The organism is Pseudomonas sp. (genome assembly GCF_049645325.1).
Taxonomy (GTDB): domain Bacteria; phylum Pseudomonadota; class Gammaproteobacteria; order Pseudomonadales; family Pseudomonadaceae; genus Aquipseudomonas.
Genome location: NZ_JBARTQ010000500.1, coordinates 1 through 5,968, shown reverse-complemented (window position 1 = coordinate 5,968; position 5,968 = coordinate 1). Strand labels below are relative to the sequence as shown.

Annotated in this window: 6 protein-coding genes and 1 tRNA gene; 6 read left to right on the top strand and 1 reads right to left on the bottom strand. The window is 59.8% G+C overall.

Annotated features, from left to right (window positions below):
• Positions 1–149 precede the first annotated feature (149 nt).
• Positions 150–225: transfer RNA gene (locus tag WBB95_RS21335), tRNA-Glu, on the top strand.
• Between the two features lie 83 nt (positions 226–308).
• On the opposite strand, the gene WBB95_RS21330 is transcribed toward WBB95_RS21335, so the two are convergent.
• Positions 309–980: a hypothetical protein gene (locus WBB95_RS21330; RefSeq protein ID WP_424489381.1), complete on the bottom strand. Its 672-nt coding sequence runs from the start codon at positions 978–980 to the stop codon at positions 309–311.
• Between the two features lie 182 nt (positions 981–1,162).
• On the opposite strand from WBB95_RS21330, the gene WBB95_RS21325 reads away from it, so the two are divergent.
• The 5 genes from WBB95_RS21325 (at position 1,163) to WBB95_RS21305 (ending at position 5,362) form a co-directional block, all read left to right on the top strand.
• Positions 1,163–1,702 (top strand): TetR/AcrR family transcriptional regulator, encoded by a 540-nt coding sequence (locus tag WBB95_RS21325; RefSeq protein ID WP_424489380.1) that lies wholly within the window; start codon positions 1,163–1,165, stop codon positions 1,700–1,702.
• 15 nt (positions 1,703–1,717) lie between these two features.
• Entirely contained in the window at positions 1,718–2,551 is an 834-nt protein-coding gene (locus WBB95_RS21320; protein ID WP_424489379.1) for an alpha/beta hydrolase, read from the top strand.
• Positions 2,552–2,589: 38 nt separating this feature from the next.
• Entirely contained in the window at positions 2,590–3,024 is a 435-nt protein-coding gene (locus tag WBB95_RS21315) for an acyl-CoA thioesterase (RefSeq protein ID WP_424489378.1), read from the top strand.
• Positions 3,025–3,079: 55 nt separating this feature from the next.
• On the top strand, positions 3,080–4,045 hold the full coding sequence (locus WBB95_RS21310) for a tRNA dihydrouridine synthase (protein ID WP_424489377.1): 966 nt from the start codon (positions 3,080–3,082) through the stop codon (positions 4,043–4,045).
• 381 nt (positions 4,046–4,426) lie between these two features.
• Positions 4,427–5,362, top strand: a complete 936-nt coding sequence (locus WBB95_RS21305) for a hypothetical protein (RefSeq protein ID WP_424489376.1) — start codon at positions 4,427–4,429, stop codon at positions 5,360–5,362.
• Positions 5,363–5,968: the final 606 nt, after the last annotated feature.

Below are 5,968 nucleotides of genomic sequence, written 5' to 3'. Positions count from 1 at the left end.
ATAGCTCAGCTGGGAGAGCGCTTGCATGGCATGCAAGAGGTCAACGGTTCGATCCCGTTTAGCTCCACCAATTTACAGGTTCAAGGTTCCGGCCACACCGTCCTTGAATCGATCAGCGCTCAGCACTGATCAGTGTATAGAAGGTTTGTGTCCCCTTCGTCTAGTGGCCTAGGACACCGCCCTTTCACGGCGGTAACAGGGGTTCGAGTCCCCTAGGGGACGCCACGATTACCCGCTCTGCGGGATTTTTAAGGGTCATTCAATTATTGAATGGCCCTTTTGTTTGTCTGGCGTTTGGGTTTTTCCGCTTAAACCAGCGTAGACCAAACGTAATTGCCGTTCTGGTTGATCAATGTCTTGAAGCGCCAGACACGATCACTTTTATAGCCCAGTACTACGGCCTGCCCTTGGTAGACCTGGCTGGTGCCCCCACTCCCATCCGGCATATTGGTCACACCGCTTCCGTAAGACGTGGTGACGTTGTTGTGCGTGCCCCAGTCGATTCCGTTCGTGCCGTCGATTGTCAGCTTGCGACGCGCTACTGGAAGCGGGCCAGTGTGCATGCTGGTCAACTCACCCAAATCTCGACCCAGGGTATTGTTCCCCAGGGCGCCTTGGGAAAAGGCGATGTGCGCCACCTTGGTTTCAGTCGCGACAAAACGGCAGCCGGTAAAGAGGGATGTCATGAAAAATGTACAGCCCAGCGCGTCCATGTCGGCATACGTTGCTTGTGTGACCTCACCGTTACGCCATGGCAGCCAGTAAATGTCGCCACTGTCACTCCACATCATCCCCTCGCTTTTGGGGTGCGGCGCATCCCCCAGGAAGACGCGTCCTTCTGTCGCAAGGGACGTCACGACCCGTGTTCGTCCTTGCGGATGACAGCGGCCATCAGACGCCTCGTAGGCAAATTTTCCGGTGATGGATATGCGTTGTGTCGCGGGGCCGTTCAGCTCATGCAGCGAACTCCAAAATAACATCTGTCACCCCTTTAACCTTGGTTTGAAGACTGCGTTCCTTGTGGCTTGCATCAACAGAACGTCCGACGAACGCGCTTTATTCCGAAGTTTTCTATTGGATTGCCCCGACGATCGGTCACGCCGGTGGCTTGCCAAATATTATTATGGTAATAATATTCAACTCATGAACGACGGAGGCAATGATGAGCGATAAAAAAGCGCAAACCCGCGAACGCATTCTTCAGGCCGCCAGCGCGGCGTTGGTCCAGCGCGGCCCGGCTGAGCCGAGTGTCGGTGAAGTCATGGGCGCCGCAGGGCTTACGGTGGGCGGTTTTTACGCACACTTTGAAAGCAAGGACGCGTTGATGCTGGAGGCCTTCACCCAGCTGCTGGCCCGGCGCCGTGCGTCGATTGACGACATGGACGCGCAACTCACCGGCGAAGAGCGCAGGGCGCTGGTGGCGGCGTTTTACCTGTCGCGCAAGCACCGCGACTCCACCGCCCAGGCGTGCCCGATCCCGGCGACCGTGGGCGAGATGAGCCGCTTGCCGGATGAATTCCGCCAGGCCCTCAACGAGCACACGGAGTTGATGGCCGCCCAATTGGCTGCCACCCCGGAAGACACTGACAAGGCCCTCGCCGACATGGCATTGATGATCGGCGGCTTGGCCCTGGCGCGCGCGCTCGGCCCGGGCGAGTTGTCCGACCGTGTATTGCGCGCGGCCAAGTCGGCGGTGCGCTGAAAAAGGAGTGGCAGCATGGGCGCATTAACCTGGATTCGCGGCTTCAATGGCACGGTCGGGCGTCTCGCGCCGCGCACCGTGGCCAGCAAGTTGCGCCGCACGTTCATGACCCCGCGCAACCTGCCGCCGCGTGATTGGGAGCTGCCATTGCTGGCGCAATCGGAGCGCATAACCCTGCGCTTCGGGCTCTCGGCGTTGCGCTGGGGCCAAGGGCCTGCGGTCTTGTTGATGCACGGCTGGGAAGGGCGCCCGACGCAGTTCGCCAGTTTGATCACCGCATTGGTGGAAAACGGCTATTCAGTGATTGCCCTCGATGGCCCTGCCCACGGTCGTTCGCCGGGGCGTGAGGCGCATGTGCTGTTATTTGCCCGCGCCATGCTTGAGGCGGCCAATGAGCTGCCGCCGCTGCACGCCGTGGTCGGCCACTCGATGGGCGGCGCCAGTGCGATGCTGGCGGTGCAGTTGGGGCTGCGTACCGAGACATTGGTCAGCATCGCCGCGCCTTCACGCTTTCTCGATGTGCTGCGCGGTTTTACCCGGATGGTCGGCTTGCCGCCGCGTGCGCGCTCAGCGTTTCTCCAGGAGGTTGAGCTGACTTTCGGGATGCCGCTCAAGCACCTGGACGTGACTCACTACCAGATGAACCTGCCCGGCCTGATCGTGCATGCCGAGGACGACACCTTTGTGCCGGTCCGGGCTTCCCAGCAAATCCACGACGCCTGGTTCGACAGCCGCCTGCTGCGCCTGGAACAGGGCGGTCATCAAAAAGTGCTGGCCGACCCTCGGGTGATCGATGCGGTGTTGGCCCTCTTGGCCGGCCGTCGTCTACAGGCGCGGCAAACTGCCTGATACACTGCCCCGCCGACATTAATCGACTGGAGCAAGGCATGGGCTGGGATCTGGCAACGCCGTTTATCATCGACCTGCAGGTCGCCGCCGACGACATCGACGGCCTGGGGCACGCCAATAACGCGGTGTACGTGTCCTGGCTGGAGCGCTGCGCCTGGCGCCACTCCCAGCGCCTGGGGCTGGACCTCACCGAATACCGTCGACTGGACCGCGCCATGGCCGTGGTGCGCCACGAGATCGATTACCTGGCGGCCGGCTATGAAGGCGATGAGCTGCAACTCGCCACCTGGATCGTCGATTGGGACCAGCGCCTGAAGATGACCCGACGCTTCCAGCTGGTCCGGCCCCGCGACGGTGCCACCCTGTTGCGCGCGCAAACCACGTTTGTCTGCATCGAGCTCTCCACCGGCAAGCCCAAGCGCATGCCGGCCGAGTTTCTCGACGGTTATGGCCCCGCGCTGACAGGGGGTTAACGTTTACGCTGGGAAACCCAGTAAACTGCGCCACGATTTTTGTTGAGTGTTTTCCATGCAAATTGCTTTGGCGCCCATGGAGGGGTTGGTCGACAACATCCTGCGGGACGTGTTGACCCGCGTGGGCGGTATCGACTGGTGCGTGACCGAATTCATTCGCGTCAACGACCGCCTGCTGACCCCTGCCTATTTCCACAAGCTCGCCCCGGAACTGCTGCACGGCGCCCACACCGCTGCGGGCGTGCCGTTGCGAGTGCAGTTGCTGGGTTCGGACCCGGTGTGCCTGGCGGAAAACGCCGCGCTGGCCTGCGAGCTGGGTTCGCAGGTGATCGACCTCAACTTCGGCTGCCCGGCCAAGACCGTCAACAAGTCCCGTGGCGGTGCGGTGTTGCTCAAGGAGCCGGAGCTGCTCAACCAGATCGTCGAGCACGTGCGCCGTGCCGTGCCGGCGCATATCCCGGTGACCGCGAAGATGCGACTGGGCTTTGACAGCCCGGACGGCGCGCTGGTGTGCGCCACGGCCCTGGCCGAAGGCGGCGCGGCGCACATCGTGGTGCATGCGCGAACCAAGGCCGATGGCTACAAGCCGCCGGCCCATTGGGAGTGGATCCCGCGGGTGCAGGACGTGGTCAAGGTGCCGGTATTCGCCAATGGCGATATCTGGAGCGTCGAAGACTGGAAGCGTTGCCGCGAAGTCAGCGGCGCCGAAGACATCATGCTCGGCCGCGGCCTGGTAGCCCGCCCGGATCTGGCGCGACAGATCGTGGCAGCCAAGGCAGGCGAGGAGGTGGTCGAGATGACCTGGGCGCAGATGCAGCCGATGCTCCAGGAGTTCTGGACCCAATCCGTGGCGCAGCTCACGGAGCGCCAGGCCCCGGGCCGTTTGAAGCAGTGGCTGGCGATGCTGACCCGCAACTACCCCGAGGCGGTGGAGTTGTTTACGGCGATGCGCCGGGAAACCGATCTGCACCAGGTCAGCCGATTGTTGGGCATGAGCCATCCGGTTGCGGTGGTGGTGTAGACCTATCGCGCTTATAGCCACACACGTTTCAAACCATAGAGGGCGCCCTGGGCGCCTTTTTTGTGCGCGCTAACATACTTGCCCATTACAACTGTTAGGCAATGATGTCGGTAAGTTGCGAGGGCCGGGGTTTATTAGCGTGTGTGTCCGCTTTATAGCACGCGAGCCGCGTGCATAAAGGGCGTGTACTCAAAGAGGGTTAAGAAACGTCCGTGGATGGATTTTGGTGTCCTTATATGAAGTGCACTGCGTGGAACCCGGCGAGCTAAAACTCCACGTATCTAGGGACTGGACAGCAAGGCTGATTGCTTCCACGTTATCAAAGACACTCTTGGCCGACTCGTTAATCGAGTGGGGCCTTACTGAATAAGGAATTTGGCTATGTCTCTATCCATTAGCACACCCGCCTTCGTTAATGTTGATAACGGTCGTAATGACCACGCTTCGCACACGCCTGCACCGATCAACTCGCCTTCGATTGCGCATGCACCATCCCAGGATTTATTCAGTACGCCAAAGGGGGATATTACGGTTGATTCCGGTACCCTGAGCAAGTTGTTCGACATGTTGGAGTTGGTGTTCAAGGCCCTGCGCGACATGTTCGCCGGCAAGCAAGCGAAGTCCGCTGTATTGCTCGATAACGCTAACGTGTCGATTGTAAAACCGGCGGCAAGCGAGCTGCCGCTGGCTGCTAAAACTGTCGAGCTGCTGGCAGTCAAGCCGCAGCCCATCAAGCAACCGGCGGTTGCGTCGCCGGCACCCAAGCCCGACACCGCCCTCACTGACGTTGCCAAGGCAGACAACCTGCCTGTCACGACCCTCGGTGAGCTCAAACACACACTCAGCCCGACCCTGCCGTTGGCGCCGAAGCCGGAAGTCTCCGTGACCAATGATTCGAAAGCCAACGTGCAAGTGAATGTGAACATTGATCATAGTTACTGCCATGACACCCACAGGCCACTGGGCCGTGGCGTAATGCCAAGGGTCATGTCGAATGTGCCGGTTATTCACACCTATCCCACGCCTGAGCTGACACCACGCGTAGAGTTTGAAGCGGCGCCGACACCTGCGCCGGAGGCGAAGCCGCACCCTGTGCCTGAGATAACGCCGCACACCGAGCACGAAGGAGTACCAACGCCTACGCTGGAGGTAATGCCGGAACTTACGCCTGAAGTGACAGTGCCACCTGTTATTCATGAGGCTCCCGATAACATGCCTCATGTACCTGAAGTTGATATTACGAGCGCCGGGCCGGTAACTGCGCACTTTACTCGGCGCGAGGCGCGTTTTAATGCCCGATCAAACTTCAACGCTTGATCATCATAGGGCCGGTTTAACTTTCTGAGTAAAGCGAACACTTCTCCGGCTATCCAGTTCGGAGAAGTGTCTGCGGGTGGAGACGATGATGCGTTGTTGTTCAATCAATAATAGTGCACGTGTAGCGGGTGTTCGTCAGGTTCCCTTCGTGGACCAAGTTAAGTTCAACAGTCATGCGCCATTGGGCAACTTGATTCCGCGGGGTCGTGCTGCAGGGCAGCGAGTTAAAACCGCAAAGGCAACGAAGAGTGGTTTCAGGACCGTTAATGTTTTAGGCGCATTCTCTAAGTGGCGGTCACTGCTTTCGTCTTTTATCAATAGGTTTGTCAGCCTGATAGCGGGTAAACCTATAAGGGCCGTTGCCGAAACTTCCCCTCGTCCTGAATTGAACCCCGGGTTATTGCCTGAGCCGTTAGCGGAGTTGGACCGTTCCCACGCTGTTCCTACCGGCTACATTCCGGGCCTTTCAATGAAACGCAATGGTGCCAGGGCGGATGATATCTGGGGCGGCTTTCGCCAGGGCCCGGACGGTAACTGCGTGACCGTATCGGCCATCAAGGCCGCCATGCACCGCTTTGGACAGAGCCCCACCGACATCTATAAAGC